Consider the following 21,116-nt stretch of genomic DNA (forward strand, 5'->3'; position numbering starts at 1 on the left):
AGGTGAGAGAGCGTCCAGCTCAAACCCGCCAAAGGTGAGAGAGCGTCCAGCTCAAACCCGCCAAAGGTGAGAGAGCGTTTGGACTCCAGGCACACGTAAGGCGCCGCAGGGGCCATCCGGAAGCGTGCGTCCAAGCGAGGAACGAGCGAGCACGCGGAGGATGGCGCTTGCGGCGCCTTATCGAGGACTACTGGCGCCTGAGGCGCCTTATCGAGGACTACTGGCGCTTGCGGCGCCATAACGCAGAACTACTTGGCGGCGCGCTGCCTCGACACTTCGTACAGCGAGATTCCGACGGCCATGGATGCGTTGAGCGACTCCATGGCGGAATCGATCGGGATCGAGACGATCTGGTCGCAGTTTTCGCGGACGAGCCTGCTGAGGCCCTTGCCTTCGGAACCCACCACGATGCACACGGGCTCCGTCGCGACGCTGAGGTCAGGCAGCGAAACGTCGCCGTCGCCGTCCAGGCCCAGGACATAGATGCCCATGCTCTTGAACTGCTTGAGCGCGTTGTTAAGGTTCGACGCGCGGGCCACGGGCACGCGGACAGCGGCACCGGCGCTGGTCTTCCATGCGGACGCGGTGACGCCTACGGAGCGACGCTCGGGAACGATCACGCCGTGGCCGCTGAACGCGGACACTGAACGGATGATGGCGCCGAGGTTGCGGGGGTCGGTGATCCCGTCCAGTGCCACGAAGATGGGGGCGTTGGAGATGTGCCCCTTCTTCCACTTGGCGAGGGTCTGCTCTGCGAGGTCGTAGGCGTCCTCGTATTCGTACGGCGGGATCTGCAGCACGAGGCCCTGGTGGACAGCGTCCTCGGTCATGCGGTCGAGCTCAACCTTGCCGGTTTCCAGCAGCGGAATGCCGCGCTCGGCCGCGAGCTTGAGGGATTCCTTGACGCGGTCGTCCATCTCGATGCGGATGGCGACGTGCAGGGCCTTCGCGGGGATGCCTGCGCGGAGGGCTTCGACAACGGAGTTACGGCCGGTGACCAGCTCTTCCGTTGCACGGCCCTTGGGACCGGAGCGCGCACCGGCTCCACCCGGACGGGAACCTGTGCCGCGTTTGGCAGCCGAGCGCTCAGCCAGCTGCTTGTTCTTGTAAGCCTTGTGGTAGGTGCGGTCCTCCGCCTTGGGAGTGGGACCCTTGCCCTCCAGGGCCTTGCGGCCGTGGCCACCGGTTCCGGTGGAGGGGCCCTTCTTCTGCTTGACCGACCGGCGACCGTTGTTGGCCATGAGATTCCATCCTTGATTTTGTGAGTAAGTCTGGAATCAAGTCTACTGACCCGATGCAATTCGGCCGCCGCGGCCGTTTGTCAGTCGCGTTTGAGGCTCCAGGTGGCGCCGTCCGCACCATCTTCGACGACGACACCTGCGGCGGCGAGCGTGTCCCGGATCGCGTCGGACGCGGCCCAGTCCTTTGCGGCCCGCGCGGCAGCCCGGGCTTCGAGTTGCGCTTCGACGAGCACTTCCAAGGCTGCATGTTCACGGCCTTGGACAGCTTCCGGTCGTTTGACCGCGTCCAGGCCCAGGACGTCGGTCATGGAGAGCACGCTGTAGAGAGCGGTTTTCGCAGCTTCAACGTCACCGGAAGCCAGCGCTGTATTGCCCGCGCGGACCGTTTCGTGGAGGACACCCAGCGCCTGCGGAACGTTGAGGTCATCGTCCATCGCTGCGGTGAAGGCAGCTGGCATGTTGGCTTGCGGGGCGACGTCCGAAGCCGGGGTGCCACTGACCTTGGCGGACGCTTTGGAGATGAATCCGTCAATGCGCTCGACGGCTGCCGCGGCCTCCTGCAGGGAGGTGGGCCGGTAATCCAGCACCGAACGGTAGTGGGCCTGGCCGAGGTAGTAACGGACGACGCGGGGCGAGGCGAGCTCCAGCATCTCAGCCGGGCTCACGGTGTTGCCAATGGACTTGGACATCTTTTCGCCCTCGAAAGTGACCATGCCGTTGTGCATCCAGAAGTTGGCGAATTCGTCGCCGGCCGCCTGGGACTGTGCCATCTCGTTTTCGTGGTGCGGGAAGCGAAGGTCCAGTCCCCCACCGTGGATATCGAACCGCGTGCCCAGGTACTTGGTGACCATGGCTGAGCATTCGAGGTGCCACCCGGGACGACCGGCGCCCCAGGGGGATTCCCATTTGGCGGTGACGGGCTCGCCATCCTTGAAACCCTTCCACAGCGCGAAGTCGCGGGGGTCGCGCTTGCCGCGGGGGTCCGCGTCGGGAGCGCCCTGCATGTCGTCAATATTCTGACGCGTCAGCGAACCGTATTTGCTCCATGAGCGGACGTCGAAGTAGACGTCGCCGGAATCATCCAGGGCAGGGTAAGCATGACCGCGGTCTATGAGGCGCTGAATGAGCGCGTGCATTTCGGGGATGTGACCCGTTGCGCGGGGCTCGTACGTAGGCCGTTGAACGCCGAGGGATTCGTAGGCATTCTCGAATTCCTGCTCGTAGCGGTACGCCAGGGCCCACCACTCCTCGGCTTGGCGTGCCGAGGGTTCGGCGTCCCAGTCCGGCCCGAAGGATTGAGCGGACTTGGCCAGGATTTTGTCATCAATGTCCGTGACATTGCGCACCACTGTGACCCTGAGGCCGCGGAATTCAAGCCAGCGGGTCAATTGGTCGAAGGCGATGGCCGACCTGACGTGGCCCACGTGCGGCATTCCCTGGACCGTGGCCCCGCAGTAGTACACGCTGGCCTTGCCGTCTTCGAGGGGAACGAAGTCGCGGACTTCGGCGGAAGCGGTGTCATAGAAGCGCAGGGTCACCGCTCCAGATTAGCCGATGACGCGCCATGACCTGCCTACTTGCAGTATTCGCCGATCTTGTTGAACTGCACTTTGAGCTTCTCCTGTTGCTCCTGCGTTGCCGCGCCCAGCGATGACGCCGCGGCGTCGTCCATGATCGTGGCCATCTCCTTGATCGGATTGCTGATCTCCGGAGCCAGCTTGTCAGCGATCCCGTGATAGTGCGCAGCGATTTGCCTGGACTGCTGCTGCTGGTTGCCGTCGGGCTTGAAGGTGTCCTCGTTCAGGAACGCGCAGCTGGCTTTGACGTCCATTGTCGGCGTCCCCGAACAACCGCCCAGCAGGAGCGCAGCAGCCAGGGCGGCGGACAGCACCACTGCGGAACGCACGACGCCGGCAGGTGGCTTAAGCATGCGGCGCACCTTTTGCTGGTCCCGGCTCTGGATCCTGCACCTCGTGCCCGGCGATCCGGTAGACCAGGGCCGTGGCAACAGCGGATATTCCCTCGCCACGGCCGGTGAACCCCAGGCCGTCGCTGGTGGTGGCTGTGACGCTGACAGGAGCGCCCGCAGCTTCGGTCAAAACGCGCTGGGATTCTTCGCGGCGCGGCCCGAACTTGGGGCGGTTGGCCACGAACTGCACGGCAACATTGCCGATCTCGAAGCCGGCGGCCCGAACGATGCGGGCCGCTTCGCCCAGGAGTTTGACCCCGGATGCGCCGGCGAATTCCGGGCGATCCGTCCCGAAGTGCGTGCCAAGATCACCGATGCCGCATGCGGAGAAGAGGGCGTCAGCAGCGGCATGGGCTACGCAGTCGCCGTCGGAATGCCCTGATAGTCCTTGCTCGCCTTCCCAGAAAAGCCCGCCCAGCCAGAGCGGCTGGGGATCGTTGTCCGGAGCGAACGCATGGACGTCGACGCCGATGCCGGTCCGGGGAAGCACCGTGTTTTGGTTCAAAGTCATCAGCCTTCCACCCAACGAATTCCCAGCGGACCTTCCAAGAGGCCCTCGGCGATGATGAGGTCCAGCGGCGTGGTGATCTTGAGGGATTGGCTGGCCCCGCGGACGGCGTGGACTGGAACGCCAAGAAGTTCCACCAGCATGGCATCGTCAGTCACTGCCGCGGATTGCTTGTCGTCGAAAAGCTCCGCGGCTTCGTGCGCGCGGCGAAGGGTGGCCAGTTCGAAGCCTTGAGGCGTCTGCACAGCCCTGAGGTGCTCGCGCGGGGCAGTGCCCGTGACGACTTCCGGTGCAATGGACGAGTCCGTGCCCGTGGTCTCGGCGACGGTCTTAATGGTGTCCACCACCGGCATGGACGGGATGACGGCTTTCGCACCGGAGGCCAGAGCATCGGCCACGCGTTGGAACACGCGCTCAGGGGCCAGCGCGCGGGCCGCATCATGCACGAGGACGAATTCCGTACCGTCCTCCAAAGCAGCCAAAGCAGCGCGGACGGAATCCGCGCGGGATGATCCGCCGTCGACTACTGAGATTTCCGGGCCACCGTCCACCAGCTCAATGGTGAAGTCAGCAATGAGTTCGCGGAGGTCCGTGTCGCCCTTGGGCACCGCAATGCAGATTTGCCTCGCTACATCCGCCGCGACCACCCCACGGAGGGCGTGCATCAGGATGGCTTCACCGCCGAGCGGAACCTGGGCTTTGGGCATGCCGTAGCCGAGGCGCTCACCGGAACCGGCGGCAACCACGATCACGGCCGTAACGGCGCGCTTGGAAGGAGTACTCATGCGCCCAAGGTTACTTGGAAAGTATCTGGAGGTACTTGATCATCAACTACCTGCGGCACTATTTGGGCAAAAAGAAACCCGGCGGCGCTTTCGCACCACCGGGGCTCAATTCTTAGGAAGCCAAGACCTCGTCAAGAACGCTTGCAGCCTTCTCTTCATCCGTCTTCTCAGCCAGGGCCAGTTCTGAAATCAGAATCTGCCGCGCCTTGGCCAGCATCCGCTTCTCACCTGCGGAAAGGCCGCGATCGTGATCACGACGCCAAAGATCGCGAACGACCTCTGCCACCTTGATGACGTCGCCCGAAGCAAGCTTCTCCAGGTTCGCCTTGTAACGACGTGACCAGTTGGTAGGCTCTTCAGTGAACTCGGCGCGGAGAACGTCAAAAACGTGCTCCAAGCCTTCTTTGCCCACTACGTCCCGGACCCCAACAAGGTCAACGTTCTCTGCTGGAACTTCAATGGTCAGATCACCCTGAGCCACCTTGAGCTTGAGATACATCTTCTCTTCGCCCTTGATGGTGCGCATCTTGATTTCCTCAATTTTTGCTGCACCGTGGTGAGGGTAAACTACTGTCTCGCCGACCTCAAAAACCATGTGGACTTTCCCCTTTCCCGCAGATTAGTCTATCACGATTAAGGCATACGACTGGCATCCCACAGGCTCTCCTGCCGCGCCAATAAAGGGAATAAGGCCTTAAACGACTTCCTCCAACCTCTTGACGAAACCGGGGAAAGATGCTTCGAGCCAGCCTCCCGGCCAGCGGATCCGGCCCGTTGGCTGCGCCACAATGCCTTCCCGAATCCTTATTTTGGCGGGTTTGCCGATAGGCTATGGCTGAAAAGTGTTCCAATGACTCTTGAGGAGTAGGTGTCGTGCGCAATACTGCGATGAACCCTGTCCAGCGCGGCAAGCTGGCAATTGCGGCGGCTGCAATCGGCGTCGGTCTTCTGTCCGTCACCGGGTGTGGCTTCGTCAACGCCCAGCAGACCACCCACCAGTACTCGGCATCGGACGGGATCAAAGCTGATCTCGGACAGCTGCAGTTGCGCAACATCCTGATCGTCGCCTCAGGCGAGAACGAGCCCGGCCGTGTCATCGGTGCCGTGTTCAACCAGTCCAGCACGGATGCAACGCTCACCATCAGTGGTGCGAACGGTGCCCAGACCGAGATCCCGGTCAAGGCCAATTCGGAGACGTACCTGAACGACACCACCGATGCCGCCATCCTGAGCACCGCTGGCGTGATCCCCGGTGGGCTGACCCCGGTCACCATCCGCAACGGATCCGACTCCGCCACGATCAAGGTACCAGTGGTCAACGGCACGCTCCCCGAGTACGCCAAGTACCTGCCCGCCACCCCGAGCTCATCGGCAACGCCGACGTCCACCTCGTCGGAGACGTCCACGTCGTCCGCGACGCCGACGGAATCCGCCGCGGCCGGCCACTAGCAGGCAGCACGCTACACGCCATACAACAAAGGAAGGGTCCCGCCGGAGCGGGGCCCTTCCTTTGTTTATCCCTGTGGATGCTTTACGGCTCGAATTTGTAGCCCAGACCGCGGACAGTCACCAGGTAACGGGGCGCGGAGGGATCAGGCTCAATCTTGCTGCGGAGGCGCTTGACGTGGACGTCCAACGTCTTGGTGTCGCCGACGTAGTCCGAGCCCCACACGCGGTCGATCAACTGGCCGCGGGTCAGCACCCGACCGGAGTTGCGAAGCAGCATCTCCAACAGTTCGAACTCCTTCAACGGCAGGGATACCTGCTCTCCGTTGACGCTCACCACGTGGCGTTCAATGTCCATGCGGACAGGACCGGCCTGCACGGTGGAGGTGATGAGCTCCTCCGGCTCGCCTTGGCGGCGCAGGACAGCACGCACCCGGGCCACGAGCTCGCGGGAGGAATAGGGCTTGGTGACATAGTCATCGGCACCGAGTTCCAGGCCCACTACCTTGTCGATTTCAGAGTCCTTGGCGGTCAGCATGATGACCGGGACGCTGGAGCGCTGGCGCAACTGACGGCACACCTCCGTTCCCGGCGTTCCCGGCAGCTGCAGGTCCAGGAGGACCAGGTCCGCACCGTTCCGGTCGAACTCCACCAAAGCGTCGCTGCCGTTGTCCACTACCTCGACGTCGAACCCTTCCTTGCCCAGGAGATAGGACAGGGGGTCGCTGAAGGACTCTTCGTCCTCCACAATCAAAATCCGGCTCAAGCGCTGGCTCCTTGCTCTTGGGAGCCGCTGGGGCCCCCTTGTTGACTCGCGATATGAGGTTGTTGAATCGAAGGGTGAAGTCCTGGGGCAGCAACCGCGGGACGATCCGCAGGCGCCGCCGAGGCACCGGAAGCCGGCAGGCCGCCGTCGTCGTCCTGGCCTTCCATCTCCGGCAGGCGGATGGTGAACGTTGACCCTTGGCCGGGTTGGGACCAAACGGTCACCTCGCCGCCATGGTTGGAAACCACGTGCTTGACGATGCTCAAGCCAAGACCGGTGCCGCCGGTGTGCCGGGAACGTGCAGCGTCAACGCGGTAGAAACGTTCGAACACCCGCTCCTGGTCCTCGGGCGTCAGGCCCTCGCCCTGGTCCGTGACGGAGATGGCGACGACGCCCTCCCGGGTTCGGATGCCGACGCCCACCCGGGTGTTCTCCGGCGAGTAGCGGATGGCGTTGTCGATCAGGTTGCGCAAAGCAGTCACCAGCAGGTCCCGGTCCCCAAAGACCAGTGAATCCGAGTGGCCGCCCACCACCATCTGGATGTTCTTGCTCTCGGCCGGCAGTTGGGAGCGATCGACGGCCTCGGTAATGACTGTGTTGATGTCCACCGCGTGGCCTTGCTGGGCGACGTTGGCACCCTGCAGGCGGGACAGCTCAATGATGTCCTGGACCAGGGCTGCGAGCCGGCCGGATTCCTTGTGCATGCGCTTGGCAAACCGTCGGACGGCTTCCTCGTCATCGGGCGAGGCTTCCAAAGCCTCCGCCAGGAGCGAGATGGCGCCGACGGGTGTTTTCAGCTCGTGGGACACGTTGGCGACGAAGTCGTTGCGGATTTCCTCGGTGCGGGTGATCTCGGTCCGGTCATCGGCGAGGAGCACGATGTACTCCTGGCCGAGCATGGCGGCGCGCACCTGGACCACAATGGTGCCCTTGCCCAATGGACCACGCGGGAGCTCGTACTGTTCCTCCAGGATCACGCCATCGCGGCGGACCTTTGCGGTCATGTCCAGCAGCTGCTTGTGCACCACGGTGTGCCCGCGTACCAGCCCGTACGCATACGCGGCCGGACTTGCGCGGACGACGCCGTCGATCGCGTCCACCACAACGAACGCACGCCCGACGACGGCGAGCACTTCCGCGGCGCCGTCGGGAAGGCGGGGCTCAGTGACGTCCAGGTCCACGATGCTCCGCTGCCGCTCGCTGATCCTGAAGGCGAGCATGCCAAAGACGCCCAACGACAGGCCAACGAGGCCGGCGACGACACCTATGAGCAATGGATCCACGGGTCCAGCTTATGCTGTGGAAAGACGGGCAAGCAGTGATCCGGGGCCAAACGCGAACGGTTCAACTAACGTTCATCTAAAGGAGCCGAACAGTTCACTGGGTCCTGACACAGTTACTGGTTGGACTGCCAATGGTTTTGAAATCCCGCCCGCATCACGGGAACCGGATTTCCAAGGAAAGGACGCCTTAGTGCGCAAGGTTTTTCAGGAGGAGCTCACCCAGGTTGGTGACGACCTCATCGAGATCTCCAAGCTGGTTCACGAAGCAATCACGAAGGCTACAACATCCTTCGAAGGCGCCGACGTGGATCTTGCCCAGGACGTCATCGCGGCAGATGCACGGATCGACTTCCTGCAGAACAGCCTCGATGAGCGCGCCATCGACATCCTTGCGCTCCAGGGCCCTGTCGCGAGCGACCTCCGCATGATCGTGGGTTCGCTGCGCATGAGTGCGTCGCTGGAACGCATGGGTGACCTCGCCCGCCACGTGGCCCAACTCGCGCGCCTGCGCTACCCGGCCACCGTGATCCCGGCTTCCCTGACCCAGACGTTCAAGGCCATGGCCCAGCACGACATCGAGATCACCGCCAAGGTCATCGAGCTCCTTGAAACCCGTGACCTCGAGGTGGCCCGCGACATCCTCAAGATCAATATCGCCGTGGACGACCTCCACCTGAGCGTCTTCAAGGCCATTGCCGCTCCTGAGTGGAGCGAGAGCCCGTCCACCACCGTGGACGTGGCCCTGGCCAGCCGCTACTTCGAGCGCTTCGCCGACCACGGCGTCTCCGTTGCCCGCAAGGTCACCTACCTGGTGACCGGCGAATGGCAGCCCGAGGGCTTCTAGACTTCCCAGCATTAACGACGACGGCGGCCGGTCACCAAAAGTGGCCGGCCGCCGTCGTTTGATTTGCTTCCGCAGCTGGTGCCGCGGGCGAACTGCGTCCAAGGGAGGAACGACCGGGCAGTCGCCGCGGCAGCAGCGGAGGATTTACTTTTTGCCCTGGTTCGCTACCGCGAGGATGGCCTGCTCGGCTGCTGCCGGGTCAAGGTAGGTACCACCCGGGTTGACGGGCTGGAAGTTCTCATCCAGTTCGTACACCAGCGGGATGCCCGTGGGGATGTTCAGGCCGGCGATAGCTTCGTCGCTGATGCCGTCCAGGTGCTTGACCAAGGCCCGCAGGGAGTTGCCGTGGGCGGTGACCAGAACGGTCTTGCCGGCCTTGAGGTCTTCCTTGATCTCCGATTCCCAGTAAGGAAGCAGCCGGACCAGGACGTCCTTGAGGCACTCGGTACGAGGCAGGGCGTCACCGAGGTCCGCGTAACGGGGATCGTGGGCCTGGGAGAATTCGCTGTCGTCCGACAGGGGCGGGGGCGGGGTGTCGTAGCTGCGGCGCCATTCCATGAACTGTTCTTCACCGTACTCGGCGAGGGTCTGGGCCTTGTCCTTGCCCTGCAGGGCGCCGTAGTGGCGCTCGTTGAGGCGCCAGTCGCGCTTGACCGGGATCCAGCCACGATCGGCCTTGTCCAAGGCCATGTTTGCGGTGTTGATGGCTCGCTTCAGGAGCGAGGTGTAGAGGACGTCCGGGAGAATGTCATTCTCAACCAGGAGCTCTCCACCGCGCACTGCTTCTTTGCGGCCTTGATCGTTCAGGTCAACGTCCACCCAACCGGTGAACAGGTTCTTGGCGTTCCATTCGCTGTGGCCATGGCGCAGCAGAATCAGCTTGTAAGTCATGGTTTTCATCCTAGCTGAGCAGTCAGGTGCCCTGCCCGGCGTTACGTCCGGCAACGGACTCCGCGGTCCATTGCAGGCAGGGATAAAGTGGTGGCCGTGGTGCAAAAAGCGGAACGGGTGGGCTCTCCCCGCAGTCGGGGCGGAAAGCCCGTTGGCAACATCACCCGCGGGACCACGAATCCCAACCGCATGCGCCGCCTGGACCGCTGGCTTGCCGGGCCGCAGGCGTGGCGGCTGCGCGCCGCCGTCGAGCCCTTGGTGGTGGACCTGGGCTATGGCGCTTCGCCGACTACCGCCGTCGAGCTCTTTGAACGGCTCCAGGCCGTGCGGCCGGATGTCCGCGTCTGCGGGATCGAGATTGAACCGGAACGGGTCAGGACCGCCAAGGAACTGGAACGGCCGGGACTGAGCTTCCATGTGGGCGGCTTCGAGGTTCCCGTGCCGGGAAACCCGGTGCTGGTCCGCGCCTTCAACGTGCTGCGGCAATACGAGGAAGCGGACGTTGCGGGGATTTGGCAGCTGGTGCAGTCGCGGCTCGCGCCGGGTGGACTGTTCATTGACGGCACCTGTGACGAGATCGGCCGCCGGGTCACGTGGGTGGCGCTGGATCCCGAGCGCCCGTTGAGCCTTAGTTTCTCGGTACGGTTCGGCAGTTTCGAGCTGCCCTCCGAAGTGGCCGAGCGCCTGCCGAAGGCCCTGATCCACCGGAATGTGCCCGGCGAACCGATCCATGCGTTCCTGCAGGCCATGGACAAGGCCTGGTTGGAGGCGGCGCCGCTGGCGTCGTTCGGAAACCGGCAGCGCTGGACGGGAATGTGTCGCTCACTGCGCGACGCCGGGTGGCCGCTTCAGGATGGTCCGGCGCGTTGGCGGCTCGGTGAAGTGACGGTGGCGTGGGACGCGGTGGCGCCCACGTAACGCTCTTTTATCGAGCGTTTACCAGGGACCGTACGGGCCGACGTTCCGGTTGCCGCCGCTGCCGGCCTCGCGCAGGGCGGGACGGACATCGGCAAGGTACACGCAGGCCGCGGTGACCGCAGCGATACCGAACAGACCCAGGCCGCTTCCGCCGGTGAAGACCGTCAGCGCGCCAATCGCAAAAGCAATACCCGTGAGCGCCGTCCAGAACGTCTTGGTGCGCTTGGAGGCAGCCACGAAGAGGGACGGCCGGTGGCGCAGGCAGTCCGCGAAGGCCCACAGTTCCAAGGCAAGTGCCACCAAGCCCAGGATGAAATAGACCCCGCTGGTGACATAGGCAATCAAGAGTTTTCCGTCCACGCCCTTAGCCTAGCCGTCCAGCGACTTCAGTGCTTGCTCAAGGTCGGACCACAGGTCTTCGACGTTCTCGATTCCGACGCTCAAGCGGACCAGGTTCTCCGGAACGCTGAGCGGCTCTGCCGTGTGCCGGCGTCGGCGTTCAATCAGGGACTCAACCCCGCCAAGGGACGTGGCCGGAAGCCAGAGCTGCAGCGCGCGGACCAGTTCATCGGCGGCATCCGCCCCGCTGCGGTGTTCGTCGCCCGCGATCTGGATGCAGAGGATGGAGCCAAAGCCCTTCATCTGTACCTTGGCGCGTTCGTGCCCCGGATCGCTGGGCAGGCCCGGGTACCGGATGGTGTCGACGCGGGGGTGGGTGCTCAGGCGTTCGGCAAGGATTGCCGCCGAGGCCTGCGAGCGCTCTATCCGCAACGCCAGCGTTCGCAGTCCCCTCAGCGCCAGCCATGCTTCGAACGGGCCGGCGATTCCACCGTGGATGATGCGGTGGTGCAGCAGCGTTGCGCGCAGCTCAGGGTTGGAGGTCACCAGGGCGCCCAGCACCACGTCCGAGTGCCCGGCCAGGTATTTGGTCACCGAGTGAAGAACGACGTCGGACCCCAGGCTGAGGGGCTGCTGCACCAAGGGCGTTGAGAAAGTATTGTCCGTGACAACGATTGCGCCTGCTGCGTGCGCGGCATCGGTCAGTGCTCGGATGTCGGCGATGCCAAGCATGGGGTTGGTGGGGCTTTCCAGCCACAGCATGTTTGCGCGCTTGCCGCTTTCGGGGCTGATGAGGGACTTCACGGCGTCGGTGTCCGTTATATCGACGGTGCGCAGTTCCAGGAAGCCCTTCTCTGCAAGCTCCGTGGCCATCACCAGAGAACCGGCATAGCTGTGCGACGGCATCACCACGACGCCGCCGGCAGGAACCAGGGACAGGGCCGAGCTGACTGCCGCGAGCCCGGACGCGTAGAGCAGGCCGGGGAGGGTGGCGCCCTCGAGCTTGGCCAGCGCGTCTTCGAACGGGTCCCACGTGGGGTTCGCGTAGCGTCCGTAGCCGCGGTCACCGTCACTCAGCGAACCGGTGCCGAAGTATGTGGAGGACAGGACGATGGGCGGATTCACCGGTTCATCGTGGGCGCGCTCCGGGCGGCCGGCAGCAACCACAACGGTTTCCGGGGACAGTTCGGCAGCGTGCTGATCGGAAAGGCTCATGGTTTCCAGCGTAGTCGGGGCCGGCGCTGTGGATGAAAGGCGTTACGCACCTTTGATGTCAGGGAAGCTCGGTAGGCTAGACGCGTGAGTATTCAGAGCCCAGGTCTTTTTATCGCCTTCGAAGGTGGGGATGGAGCGGGCAAGTCCACCCAGGCCGCCCGGCTCTCTGATGCCCTTGAGTCGAGGGGCCTTTCCGTGCTGCGCACCCGCGAGCCCGGCGGCACCCCCATCGGGGAGAAGTTGCGGTCCCTGGTCCTGGACCACGGTCACGGCACCATTGATGCCCGCACCGAAGCCCTCATGTTTGCTGCCGCCCGCGCCGCCCATGCGAGCCAGGTAATCCGCCCCGCCTTGGCTGAGGGCACGGTGGTCATCACTGACCGATACATCGATTCGTCCGTTGCCTACCAGGGTGCCGGACGCGGCTTGGGTGCCGACGGCGTTTTGACGCTTAACCACTGGGCCACCGAAGGCCTTCGCCCGGACCTGACGGTACTGCTCGACGTCGACCCCTCCGATGGCCGCCAGCGGCGGACCGCCGGGGATGCCACGGAGGACAGGCTGGAGTCCGAGCCCGATTCGTTCCACTCCGCCATCCGCCATGCTTTCCTGGAGCTCGCAGAGGCCGCGCCGTCGAGCTACCTTGTGCTGCCGGCCAACGCGGACATTGAGGCCCTTGCCGCACAGATCCTGGAGCGGGTGGAGTCACTGCTGGCAGAGCGCCCCGACGGCGCACCAGTGCCGGGCAGCGCTGTTTCAGGCGACCGTCCGTGAGTGTCTGGGACGACCTCCAAGGGCAGGCCCCCGTTGTTGCGCAACTGAAACAGGCGGCGCAGGGCGACACCGGCCTTACCCATGCCTGGCTGTTCACCGGTCCCCCTGGCTCCGGCCGTTCCAATGCGGCCAAGGCCTTCGCCGCTGCGTTGAACTGCGAGCAGGACGACGTCACCCTTCGGGGTTGCGGCGAGTGCGCCGCATGCCACACGATCCTTGGGGAGACGCACTCGGATGTGACGTTCGTGCGGACCGAGAAAGTCACCATCACCATCGATGAAGCCCGCGAACTGGTCTCCAAGGCCGGTGACCGGCCTGCCACCGGGCGGTGGCGGATCATTGTGGTGGAGGATGCGGACCGTATGGCAGAGCGCACCACCAACGTGCTGCTGAAGGCCATCGAGGAACCCACCCCGCGCACTATCTGGATGCTGTGCGCCCCTTCCCCCGCAGACGTCCTGGTCACCATCCGTTCCCGGTGCCGTCCCGTGAGCCTCCGGCTTCCGCCCGCCTCCGACGTCGCGGACCTCCTGGTGAGGCGCGACGGCGTCGAACGCCAGCTTGCGGACCGGGCCGCCCGCGCAGCGCAGAGCCACATCGGAATTGCCCGGCGTCTGGCCAAGGATGCAGACGCGCGGCAACGCAGGTTGGACACTGTGCGGATTCCGCTGGGCCTCCGCGGGGTCACCGCCGCGGTGATGATGGCTGAGAAACTGGTGAAAATCGCCACGGAGGAAGCCAACAGCTCCAATGACGAACGGGACGCCGCAGAGAAGATCGCCCTGCTGGCAAGCCTCGGCGCCCCCGAGTCAGGGACGCTGCCGCCCTCCATGCGCAGCCAGGTCAAGCAGCTTGAGGACGACCAAAAACGGCGGGCCAAGCGCTCCATCACCGACTCGCTGGACCGGACCCTGACCGATCTTCTGTCCTTCTACCGGGACGTGTTGATCATCCAACTGGGGAACGCCGTGGAACTGGTCAACGTTGAGCTCAAGAGCGAGCTGGAAGACTACGCCGGCAGTTCGACCCCGGAAACTACTTTGGCCCGCATGGACGCCATCAACAAAGCCCGTGTCCGCATCACCACCACCAACGTGGCCCCCCTGTTGGCCGTCGAGTCCATGGCCACGAGCCTCATCCAGCACTAGGAGAACCCATGACGACCGCACCCCGCCGGCCCGCCGGTGCCCCTTCAAGGGACCGGTCCGCCCAGCGCGGGGCCCGCCGCGGCCTCGTGGCGACGTGCGTTGCCGTGGCTGCCGCACTGGTGCTGAGCGCCTGCACTGTACCTTTCCTGCCGGCGCCCACGGCAAAACCCTCCACCAGCACCGTGGATCCGTCCATCGCGGCTTCAGCTCCGAAGGGCCTGGAGAAGTACTACTCCCAGCCAGTGGAGTGGAGCTCGTGCGAGGACGGCTTCCAGTGCGGCCAAGTCCAGGTGCCCAAGGATTACGCAAATCCGGAGGCCGGGGACATCGAGCTGTCCGTCATCAAGTTGTCCAGCACCGGCAACAAACAGGGGTCGATCCTGGTCAACCCCGGCGGTCCCGGGGGCTCCGGCGTGGATTACATCAAGGACGCCGGCAACACCAATTTCACGGAGAAGCTGAAGTCCAACTTCGACCTCGTGGGCTTCGATCCCCGGGGTGTGAAACGCTCCGCTCCCGTCACCTGCATGACCGATGCCGAAAGGGACGCTGCCCGCGCAAAGGTGTTCCGGAAGAACACCGACGAAGGCTTGGAGGCAGCACTGGCCTTCAACAAGTCCTTCGCTGAGCAGTGTGCAGAGCAGACGGGAGATGTGCTGGGGCACATCGATACCGTCAGTGCGGCCAAGGACCTGGATGTCCTGCGCGCCGTGGTCAACGACGCCAAGCTGAACTACTTGGGCTTCTCCTACGGCACCTTCCTTGGATCCACCTATGCCGCACTTTTCCCGGACAACGTGGGCCACCTCGTCCTTGATGGTGCCGTGGATCCATCCATCAGCAACGAGGAACTGACCGCCGGCCAGGCCCGGGCGTTCGAGCGCGCGATCCGAACGTACGTGGCCAGCTGCCAGCAGCAGAACCAATGCCCGTTGAGCGGGTCCGTGGACAACGGGGTCCAGGAAATCCGTGAGCTGATCAACGCCGTTGACCAGAACCCCCAGACGGCCAAGGACGGACGCCTGGTGACCAGCAACGACTTCGTCAACGGCTTGATCCTGCCCCTCTACAACGACCAAAGCTGGCCCGCGCTGACACAGGCCCTGGAGAGCGCCTTCTCCGGCGACGTTTCGCAGATGATGCGGCTCGCGGACCTGGGCGCCGACCGCGAACCCAACGGCACGTACAGCTCCAACTCCGCCTTCGCGTTCCAGGCCATCAACTGCCTGGACTACCCGATGGTCACTGACACCGCCGGGATGCGCGCCGAGGAAGCCCGCCTCATCCAGGACTCCCCCACGTTCGGTTCCTTCTTTGCTTACGGCGGCGTCAACTGCAAGGACTGGCCGTACAAGAACACCCGTACGCCCGCGCCGGTCGACTACAAGGGATCGGCCCCCATCGTGGTGGTGGGCACCACCGGCGACCCCGCCACCCCCCTGGAATGGGCCCAGTCCCTGCGCAAGCAGCTGGAGAACGCCTCCCTCGTCACGTGGGAAGGCGAGGGGCACACCGCCTATGGCCGCTCGAACTCGTGCGTCAGCACCGCCGTCGACGAGTACTTTGTTGACGGAAAGCTGCCGCAGGACGGCTTGAAATGCTAGAGGTGCCTCGCTTCGCGTTTCTCCACTAAGAGCGGCAGCTGCTTGATGGAATCCACCACGACGGTGGCGCCTGCCGCCCGTAGGGTCGCCTCGGAGTGGGAACCCGTCAGCACCCCGGCGATCAGGGACGCACCTGATCGGATGCCCGAGAGCATGTCCGAGCTGGTGTCCCCCACCACCGCCACCTCGCGGACATCGTCGAGGTCGAGCGCGAGCACGGCCGTCAGGATCATGTCCGGATAGGGCCGTCCGCGTCCCGCGTCGGCCGGACACAGGCTCAAGTCCGCCAGGCCCATCCAGCCCAGGGATTCCAGGACCATGTTCTGTGTGTGGCGGCCGAAGCCCGTAGCAAGGCAAACCTGCAGGCCCGACTCACGCATCCACAGAATGGCCTCCTCCGCGCCCGGAATGGCGCGGACCCCGCCGTCGTCGATCATTTCGTCATAGGCCTTCTCGAAGACCTTGTTGGCGCTGGCCGCCACCGCTGCGTCGTCGAACAGGTGGCTGAAAACTGTCATTTTCGAGAAACCCATGGTGTCGCGGGCATAGCCGAGCATGCTTTCGAAACGGGTGCTGCCCGGTTCAACGCCGTGTTCTGCAAGGGCCCGGGACACGGCCCGCTCGGTGCGGCCGTCGTCGGTGATGGTGGTGCCCACCATGTCCACGACCGCCAGCCGGAGGCGGGTGGGTGTGTGGCCGGCGGCCCTGGTCAATGCGTCCCCGGTCATTGAGCGGCTCCTTTGGCTTGCTGCACGGTCTTGTTTTCCGCGCATCGGGTTGATGCCCCAGCTTCCGGCGACAGGGAAACGCCCGCTTGAACCCGGCCCGACGCCCGGGTGAACATCCCCGCAACGGCCGCCGCCGCCCTCGTTTTGACCCGGGCGCGGTGCCTCTATTACAGTTATGTCTTGCGTGATCGCCCGGGAAACCGGCGATGGACGCGGTGCTTCCTTAGCTCAGTCGGTAGAGCGTTTCACTCGTAATGAAAAGGTCATCAGTTCGATTCTGATAGGAAGCTCAGAGAAAAAACCCCGCCGGTTCACTAAACCGGCGGGGTTTTTGTTTCCCGGCCGTCAGCCCACGGGGAGTATCCCGAACCACAACAAGCCCCCCGGCCAAGCCCAAAAACACGGCGGGCACAAATAGCCCCACACAACGTACAGCACGATCTTCGCTGGCGCTCCCCCAGCGTTGCGTCACTGAATTGTTCAGTCGTGAACGCCACTGTTCCTGGCCAGCGGCCACGGTCTCCAGCCCTCCGGCAGGGCGCGGAGGCGCTCCTCCGCGGCCTCCAGTTCTCCGGCCTTGGCCGGCGCCACCTTGCCCCTCCCGCTGTGGCTGCCGGATCCGTCGGCCGCCGTCAGCGCATATTCCACCCACCGTTCCCTTCCTACCGGGTAGCGCTCGGCGTACCCGCCTGCGACCACGCCCAGGACCAGCTTCTCCAGGCGATCGGCTTCTGTTTCGGCCGTCTCGTCACACGCATCGCAGCCGCAGATGGGAAACGGAAAATCGTGCAGCACACCAGCGTGGACCACTACCCCCGGATAGCTGGTCCACAAGAACGTCAGCGGAGCCGACTGGAGGTCCCGTGGCGTCACTCCCGCAACGTCGATGACTTCACCTGCATGCACCTTAATATCCGCCGCGTGGGCCGGATCCAGGCTCACCTCGACGTCGTAATTGCTCGTCAGGTACTCGACGAGGGCCCGGGCCACCGCGTGGAGGCCCTCGAAGCGTTCAGGGTGGGTGTCCACACTGTACGAGTCCTCTGGCGGGCTTTCTGCCCCCCACCTGTTCCCATACCGGATGAGCTCCCCATCCTCGCCCCGATACTCGCGTGCCGGCAGTTCCGGCCTCACGAATGGTGTGTGGGCCTTCCGGACCGGAAGGGGCCGCAGTTCAGGGAACGGCGACTCCGGCTCCGCAGTGGACCAGTCCACAAGGCGCGTGACAAGCCCTGCCAGCATGTCGTCGTCGGCGTCCTGAAGCCCATCAACGAGCCGGTCCACCGTGATCCGCAGTTCCCTGTCGCCTGCTTCGCGGGAGCCGTCAGCCATCACGGTCCAGTGTGCGTCCGGACGCAAGGATGCGATGAGGTTCCCGACAAAAACCGTGGCGGCATTGCTGAGTTCCGGGTCCGCCGCGAGCTCGCCGGCATGGGTTTTCAGGAACGTGATCAGCTGCCCAGCACCGCCTGCCAGGTCCTTTGCGGAAACGCCCCGGCGATCACAGAACACCACAAAAGGCGCGTACCCGGCGAGGTGCTTGACGGGCGGCTCTTCCTCGGAAGCCTGACGGTACAGGGCCGCCCTGGAGGAAAGCGGTGCAGGCAGTCCTGACGCCGGCCCATCAAAAAGCCGTTCGATATCCCCCATGGGGCCATCCTAGAGCGACCGCGGTTGTTTGGCCCCTCCCCGAACTGATGGCTCCACGGGAAGTCACCTGCCCAGGCGTGACATCAGCACGGCGACGGCGGCAGTGACTCCCCCTGCCAGCGCACCTTCCAGCTCGGGAGCGAAGAAGGGCGAATGGTTGACGGGGACTGGACCTTCAATCCCCGAGGCGGGCGTTCCCCCGAACATCCAGAACACCGACGGAACTCCGATGGCGGTACCCAGATGCCCGAAGTCCTCGCTGCCCATCATCGGCGGGGTGATCTCCACTGACTCAGCCCCCAACGCATGCTGCAGCGCCTCAATAACGGAAGGGACGGCGTCGGGGTCGTTGAAGCACTGCGGGAAGCGGTACATTTCCTCGATGGCCGGCGCCGGCGCCCCGGACGCGGCGGCTTCGGCCTCGATAATGCGCCGTACAGCGGCGAGGACCTGGCCACGGACGTCATCGTCAAACGTGCGGATATTAAGGGTGAACTCGGCCGAGGCCGGGATGATGTTCTCCTTCAGCCCGGCGTGGAAGGTCCCCACGGTAACGACGGCGGACTTCCGGGGGTCCAGCTCACGGGACACGATCCCCTGGAGCCGGGTGACCATGTGCGCGGCCATGACGATGGGATCGATGGAGTCCTGCGGCTGGGAGCCGTGGGACTGCCGGCCGTGCACGGTAACCCGCAGCGAATCTGCCATGGCGGCCACCGGTCCGCTGGAAATCGCCACGGTGCCCACCGGTCGCGGCATGACGTGCTGCCCGAAAACCACTTCGGGCCGCGGAGCTTTGTCCCAGAGCCCGTCGTCCAGCATGGCGAGCGCACCGGCCGCGGTCTCCTCCCCCGGTTGGAAAATCAGCACGAGCGTTCCGGACCAGGCATCCGGGTTTCCCGACAACACCTCTGCGGCGCCAAGCAAACCGGCCACGTGCGTGTCATGCCCGCATCCGTGCATGACCGGGACCACCGTGCCATCCGGAAGGGTGCCGGTATCCGTGCTGGCGTAGTCCAATCCGGTGGCTTCCTCGATGGGAAGGCCATCGGAATCGGCGCGGAACGCCACCACGGGACCGTCACCGTTCCGCAGGATTCCCACCACCCCCGTGCCGCCGCAGCGGAAGTGCCCGATCCCGAGACGGTCCAACTGTTCCTCGATCACCCCGGCGGTGGCGAACTCCTGCATGGACAGCTCCGGATGGGCATGGAGGTGCCGGTACAGGGAGTGGAGCTGGGAGGTCTGTTCGGCGTCGAGCTGGAGCGCGGTGGCAGTGTGGGTCATGGTCCTGTCTTCCTGGTGGTGGTGTGCATTTTGTCCGGTGCGGGGTCGCCGCTACTCGATGTGGATCGGCTTCGCCTCGGTGATGCTGGCTTTGCTGCGGAAAAACCAGGCCAGCAGGATGGTGCCCAGCACGGCGATGGCGGTTGACACCATCGCCAGCGACGGTACCAACGGCAGCACAACGAACACGACGACGGCCGAGACCACCAGCGCGAAGACAGTCGTGCGGGGCTGCTTCATGGACACGATGGCCTGCACCAGCACTGCTCCGAGAACGGTGGGCAGCACGTACAAGCGGGTGACAAGCAGCACCGACGGCGGGATGACGCTGATCAGCCAGCTCCCCAAAAGCCCCACGAAGACCGCGAGCGAGATCAGATGGACAGCGGCGGCTCCGCAGATAGCGACGACGGCGGCCAGCTCGGCACGCTTGCTGCCCGGCTTTGCGCCGATGTTGGTCTGGGCGATCAAAGCCGCCGGGAGGAGCTTGTTGGAGATGTTGCCGATCATGAACGCCTGGTACATGGCGGCCGGACCGAGGATCGGGTAGTACGTGAGCGGCTCCACGATCCAGATGATGCCGAAAGTCGCGGCCACTGCGGCGAAGGCAATCCAGAGCTGTGCCGGGCCGATGTCCAGGCCACTGGCGAAGACCAGGAACAATGGGCCGGCTACGGAGATCAACAAGCCACAGATCATGGTGATCTGGCCCCAGCGGGACGTGGTGCGGCTGAAGTCCGCCATGGCGTTGGTGGTGGGAGCGGAAGTGATGGAAGACATGCGGGGTGTTCCTTTCGTGCTCAGTGGTCAGGGCTGCAGACGGACGGCCGGTTCAGGCGCCGACTGCTGGACCGACGGCGAGGTAGGCCGCACCCAGTCCGATGACGATGGAGAAGCCGAGGCCCCACTCGCGCAGCCAGCTCTTGCCGAGCCTCTTGGCCAGCAACAGGCACAAGCCCATGACTGCTGCGGAGACGACGAACGACACCACATGGACTCCGGACTTGGGCAGTTCGGTGAGTCCCAGGCAGGAGAAGGCCCCGATCAAAGCGGCGGCCGGCACGATCGCCATGGCCGCAGGATTCACTGAGCGGATCTTGGCATCGCCCTTGCGGAGCAACGGGGTCAGGACCAGGGTGGCGAGCATCCACATGGCACCGCCGATACTCATGGCAAAGAATGCGACCGCGAAGACGCTTTGGGTGTAGCTGGCGTCGCCCAGCTTGGCGCCCATGGAACCTGCTGCGATACCGGCGGCGGACACGTCATATGCCGCGGAGCCGATCAGACCGATCCTGGAGAGCACCGCGGGGGCACCGAAGAGACCCAGGAGCGCGATGGCGACGAGGGATACGGCCAGGGACGGACCTATGGCCGAGACCGCACCGGAGCGGAACGAGGTCTTGATGTCCTGTGGGCTCATCTCCACGGACGGTGCGGCACGCCGCGCGGCCTTCATGAAGATCAGGGACTGGATCATGATGACGCCGAAGACGCCGGCCACGCAGATCCACAGGACGGGGTTGTTGGCGATTGCCATGATGTCGGCTGACTCGGTGGGAGCGAACGGTTGAACTGCCAGGGGTTGATGCACGGAAACCTCCGGGTGTGAGCCTCTCAGCAACTCCTCTCCGGACGACGTTGTGCGGCGTGGAGCGTGTGGGGCAAATCCAGACCCTGCAACCAGATCGGCCACGGGGTTAGCAACACCTTCTGCTAT

At 64.5% G+C, this 21,116-nt stretch carries 22 protein-coding genes and 1 tRNA gene; 7 read left to right on the forward strand and 16 right to left on the reverse strand.

Features of this window, described 5'->3' with window-relative positions:
* Positions 1-248: 248 nt before the first annotated feature.
* The 6 genes from rlmB to QF015_RS13185 all read right to left on the reverse strand — a co-directional run bounded on the left by rlmB (position 249) and on the right by QF015_RS13185 (position 5,098).
* Complete coding sequence (gene rlmB, locus QF015_RS13160) at positions 249-1,241, reverse strand: 23S rRNA (guanosine(2251)-2'-O)-methyltransferase RlmB (RefSeq protein WP_429389527.1); 993 nt, start codon at positions 1,239-1,241, stop codon at positions 249-251.
* Between the two features lie 80 nt (positions 1,242-1,321).
* Positions 1,322-2,779 carry a cysteine--tRNA ligase gene (gene cysS / locus QF015_RS13165; RefSeq protein WP_310202517.1) on the reverse strand — a complete coding sequence of 486 codons (1,458 nt, stop codon included), beginning with the start codon at positions 2,777-2,779 and terminating at the stop codon, positions 1,322-1,324.
* Positions 2,780-2,814: 35 nt separating this feature from the next.
* Positions 2,815-3,171, reverse strand: a complete 357-nt coding sequence (locus QF015_RS13170) for a hypothetical protein (RefSeq protein ID WP_429389529.1) — start codon at positions 3,169-3,171, stop codon at positions 2,815-2,817.
* Complete coding sequence (gene ispF, locus QF015_RS13175) at positions 3,164-3,721, reverse strand: 2-C-methyl-D-erythritol 2,4-cyclodiphosphate synthase (RefSeq protein WP_310202521.1); 558 nt, start codon at positions 3,719-3,721, stop codon at positions 3,164-3,166. Before ispF ends, QF015_RS13170 begins: the two co-directional genes overlap by 8 nt.
* Positions 3,721-4,503, reverse strand: coding sequence for a 2-C-methyl-D-erythritol 4-phosphate cytidylyltransferase (gene ispD, locus QF015_RS13180; RefSeq protein ID WP_429389531.1), 783 nt, complete (start codon positions 4,501-4,503; stop codon positions 3,721-3,723). The genes ispF and ispD overlap by 1 nt, the downstream gene beginning before the upstream one ends.
* A gap of 112 nt (positions 4,504-4,615) precedes the next feature.
* Positions 4,616-5,098 carry a CarD family transcriptional regulator gene (locus tag QF015_RS13185; protein ID WP_011690592.1) on the reverse strand — a complete coding sequence of 161 codons (483 nt, stop codon included), beginning with the start codon at positions 5,096-5,098 and terminating at the stop codon, positions 4,616-4,618.
* Positions 5,099-5,391: 293 nt separating this feature from the next.
* Between QF015_RS13185 and QF015_RS13190 the strand changes: the two genes are divergently transcribed.
* Positions 5,392-5,952, forward strand: coding sequence for a hypothetical protein (locus tag QF015_RS13190; RefSeq protein WP_310204004.1), 561 nt, complete (start codon positions 5,392-5,394; stop codon positions 5,950-5,952).
* 82 nt (positions 5,953-6,034) lie between these two features.
* Here the strand turns inward: QF015_RS13190 and QF015_RS13195 are convergent, their stop codons facing one another.
* Together QF015_RS13195 and QF015_RS13200 are read right to left on the reverse strand one after the other, a co-directional pair.
* Positions 6,035-6,715: a response regulator transcription factor gene (locus tag QF015_RS13195; RefSeq protein WP_020608526.1), complete on the reverse strand. Its 681-nt coding sequence runs from the start codon at positions 6,713-6,715 to the stop codon at positions 6,035-6,037.
* Entirely contained in the window at positions 6,712-7,989 is a 1,278-nt protein-coding gene (locus QF015_RS13200; RefSeq protein WP_429389842.1) for a sensor histidine kinase, read from the reverse strand. Before QF015_RS13200 ends, QF015_RS13195 begins: the two co-directional genes overlap by 4 nt.
* A 199-nt stretch (positions 7,990-8,188) precedes the next feature.
* Between QF015_RS13200 and phoU the strand changes: the two genes are divergently transcribed.
* Positions 8,189-8,842 (forward strand): phosphate signaling complex protein PhoU, encoded by a 654-nt coding sequence (gene phoU / locus QF015_RS13205; RefSeq protein WP_026548399.1) that lies wholly within the window; start codon positions 8,189-8,191, stop codon positions 8,840-8,842.
* Between the two features lie 144 nt (positions 8,843-8,986).
* Here the strand turns inward: phoU and QF015_RS13210 are convergent, their stop codons facing one another.
* Positions 8,987-9,733, reverse strand: coding sequence for a phosphoglyceromutase (locus tag QF015_RS13210; protein WP_310202526.1), 747 nt, complete (start codon positions 9,731-9,733; stop codon positions 8,987-8,989).
* Positions 9,734-9,829: 96 nt separating this feature from the next.
* Between QF015_RS13210 and QF015_RS13215 the strand changes: the two genes are divergently transcribed.
* Positions 9,830-10,651, forward strand: coding sequence for a class I SAM-dependent methyltransferase (locus QF015_RS13215; protein ID WP_310202528.1), 822 nt, complete (start codon positions 9,830-9,832; stop codon positions 10,649-10,651).
* 18 nt (positions 10,652-10,669) lie between these two features.
* Here the strand turns inward: QF015_RS13215 and QF015_RS13220 are convergent, their stop codons facing one another.
* Together QF015_RS13220 and QF015_RS13225 are read right to left on the reverse strand one after the other, a co-directional pair.
* Positions 10,670-11,011: a DUF2516 family protein gene (locus QF015_RS13220; protein WP_429389535.1), complete on the reverse strand. Its 342-nt coding sequence runs from the start codon at positions 11,009-11,011 to the stop codon at positions 10,670-10,672.
* 9 nt (positions 11,012-11,020) lie between these two features.
* A complete protein-coding gene (locus QF015_RS13225) occupies positions 11,021-12,205 on the reverse strand; it encodes a trans-sulfuration enzyme family protein (RefSeq protein ID WP_310202532.1) in 1,185 nt (394 codons plus the stop codon).
* An 84-nt stretch (positions 12,206-12,289) separates the two neighbouring features.
* Between QF015_RS13225 and tmk the strand changes: the two genes are divergently transcribed.
* Genes tmk through QF015_RS13240 form a run of 3 tightly spaced genes read left to right on the forward strand, consistent with a single transcriptional unit; the run spans position 12,290 to position 15,731 of the window.
* On the forward strand, positions 12,290-12,979 hold the full coding sequence (tmk, locus tag QF015_RS13230; RefSeq protein WP_429389537.1) for a dTMP kinase: 690 nt from the start codon (positions 12,290-12,292) through the stop codon (positions 12,977-12,979).
* Positions 12,976-14,127 carry a DNA polymerase III subunit delta' gene (locus QF015_RS13235; protein ID WP_310202536.1) on the forward strand — a complete coding sequence of 384 codons (1,152 nt, stop codon included), beginning with the start codon at positions 12,976-12,978 and terminating at the stop codon, positions 14,125-14,127. Before tmk ends, QF015_RS13235 begins: the two co-directional genes overlap by 4 nt.
* Before the next feature lie 8 nt (positions 14,128-14,135).
* Positions 14,136-15,731: an alpha/beta hydrolase gene (locus QF015_RS13240; RefSeq protein ID WP_429389539.1), complete on the forward strand. Its 1,596-nt coding sequence runs from the start codon at positions 14,136-14,138 to the stop codon at positions 15,729-15,731.
* On the opposite strand, the gene QF015_RS13245 is transcribed toward QF015_RS13240, so the two are convergent.
* A complete protein-coding gene (locus QF015_RS13245; RefSeq protein WP_429389541.1) occupies positions 15,728-16,459 on the reverse strand; it encodes an HAD family hydrolase in 732 nt (243 codons plus the stop codon). The genes QF015_RS13240 and QF015_RS13245 overlap by 4 nt on opposite strands.
* A gap of 217 nt (positions 16,460-16,676) precedes the next feature.
* Here QF015_RS13245 and QF015_RS13250 point away from each other — a divergent pair.
* Positions 16,677-16,749: transfer RNA gene (locus tag QF015_RS13250), tRNA-Thr, on the forward strand.
* Between the two features lie 190 nt (positions 16,750-16,939).
* Here the strand turns inward: QF015_RS13250 and QF015_RS13255 are convergent.
* The 4 genes from QF015_RS13255 to QF015_RS13270 form a co-directional block, all read right to left on the reverse strand.
* Complete coding sequence (locus tag QF015_RS13255; protein WP_429389543.1) at positions 16,940-18,109, reverse strand: DUF6226 family protein; 1,170 nt, start codon at positions 18,107-18,109, stop codon at positions 16,940-16,942.
* Positions 18,110-18,172: 63 nt separating this feature from the next.
* Positions 18,173-19,396, reverse strand: a complete 1,224-nt coding sequence (locus tag QF015_RS13260; protein WP_429389545.1) for an amidohydrolase — start codon at positions 19,394-19,396, stop codon at positions 18,173-18,175.
* A 51-nt stretch (positions 19,397-19,447) separates the two neighbouring features.
* Positions 19,448-20,176, reverse strand: a complete 729-nt coding sequence (locus QF015_RS13265) for a hypothetical protein (RefSeq protein ID WP_429389547.1) — start codon at positions 20,174-20,176, stop codon at positions 19,448-19,450.
* Positions 20,177-20,228: 52 nt separating this feature from the next.
* Complete coding sequence (locus tag QF015_RS13270; RefSeq protein ID WP_310202547.1) at positions 20,229-20,990, reverse strand: DUF5058 family protein; 762 nt, start codon at positions 20,988-20,990, stop codon at positions 20,229-20,231.
* Positions 20,991-21,116 lie beyond the last annotated feature (126 nt).

It is taken from the genome of Paenarthrobacter sp. TE4293 (genome assembly GCF_050435325.1).
Classification (GTDB): domain Bacteria; phylum Actinomycetota; class Actinomycetes; order Actinomycetales; family Micrococcaceae; genus Arthrobacter; species Arthrobacter nitroguajacolicus_C.

What these genes read in the sequence shown, in the direction of transcription:
- rlmB (WP_429389527.1), bottom strand. Translation starts at nt 1,241, where the DNA reads ATGGCCAACAACGGTCGCCGGTCGGTCAAGCAGAAGAAGGGCCCCTCC.
- QF015_RS13170 (WP_429389529.1), bottom strand. Translation starts at nt 3,171, where the DNA reads ATGCTTAAGCCACCTGCCGGCGTCGTGCGTTCCGCAGTGGTGCTGTCC.
- ispF (WP_310202521.1), bottom strand. Translation starts at nt 3,721, where the DNA reads ATGACTTTGAACCAAAACACGGTGCTTCCCCGGACCGGCATCGGCGTC.
- ispD (WP_429389531.1), bottom strand. Translation starts at nt 4,503, where the DNA reads ATGAGTACTCCTTCCAAGCGCGCCGTTACGGCCGTGATCGTGGTTGCC.
- QF015_RS13185 (WP_011690592.1), bottom strand. Translation starts at nt 5,098, where the DNA reads ATGGTTTTTGAGGTCGGCGAGACAGTAGTTTACCCTCACCACGGTGCA.
- QF015_RS13190 (WP_310204004.1), top strand. Translation starts at nt 5,392, where the DNA reads ATGAACCCTGTCCAGCGCGGCAAGCTGGCAATTGCGGCGGCTGCAATC.
- QF015_RS13210 (WP_310202526.1), bottom strand. Translation starts at nt 9,733, where the DNA reads ATGACTTACAAGCTGATTCTGCTGCGCCATGGCCACAGCGAATGGAAC.
- QF015_RS13225 (WP_310202532.1), bottom strand. Translation starts at nt 12,205, where the DNA reads ATGAGCCTTTCCGATCAGCACGCTGCCGAACTGTCCCCGGAAACCGTT.
- QF015_RS13240 (WP_429389539.1), top strand. Translation starts at nt 14,136, where the DNA reads ATGACGACCGCACCCCGCCGGCCCGCCGGTGCCCCTTCAAGGGACCGG.
- QF015_RS13245 (WP_429389541.1), bottom strand. Translation starts at nt 16,459, where the DNA reads ATGACCGGGGACGCATTGACCAGGGCCGCCGGCCACACACCCACCCGC.
- QF015_RS13255 (WP_429389543.1), bottom strand. Translation starts at nt 18,109, where the DNA reads ATGGGGGATATCGAACGGCTTTTTGATGGGCCGGCGTCAGGACTGCCT.
- QF015_RS13260 (WP_429389545.1), bottom strand. Translation starts at nt 19,396, where the DNA reads ATGACCCACACTGCCACCGCGCTCCAGCTCGACGCCGAACAGACCTCC.
- QF015_RS13265 (WP_429389547.1), bottom strand. Translation starts at nt 20,176, where the DNA reads ATGTCTTCCATCACTTCCGCTCCCACCACCAACGCCATGGCGGACTTC.